The sequence below is a fragment of the Catenibacterium sp. UBA627 genome (assembly GCF_002299355.1).
GTDB lineage: Bacteria > Bacillota_I > Bacilli_A > Erysipelotrichales > Coprobacillaceae > Catenibacterium > Catenibacterium mitsuoka.
Genome location: NZ_DBPF01000085.1, coordinates 1 through 314, shown reverse-complemented (window position 1 = coordinate 314; position 314 = coordinate 1). Strand labels below are relative to the sequence as shown.

The following is a 314-nucleotide window of genomic DNA, read 5'->3' as shown; positions in this document are numbered from 1 at the left end:
GAAACCCACTGCCTTTAGGCGGTGGGAGGAGCCTCAAGTATTAGCTATATCGAGAATCTCTTGTTTAACATCATCAGCGATAGAGCCTTTTAGTAGTTGCTTATGGTATTAGGTTACAAGGCCTATATGTACTTTAAGGCTGTATATTCGTCTCTTACGACGATTATATCTATTATCCATAGTTTACCTCAAAATATTGATTACCATTATACATATTATATAATATATGGTGAAATATCTATGAAAGGAGTGCATCTATGGAACAGATGACTATTACAGCTAAAATTCAAATAATCGCAGCTGAAACAGATAAG

General features: G+C 34.7%; 1 pseudogene. It reads right to left on the bottom strand.

Annotation, left to right across the window (positions count from 1 at the left end):
• Nucleotides 1-36: 36 nt before the first annotated feature.
• Nucleotides 37-180: pseudogene (locus tag B2S90_RS11010) on the bottom strand (IS200/IS605 family transposase); the annotation flags it as partial.
• Nucleotides 181-314 lie beyond the last annotated feature (134 nt).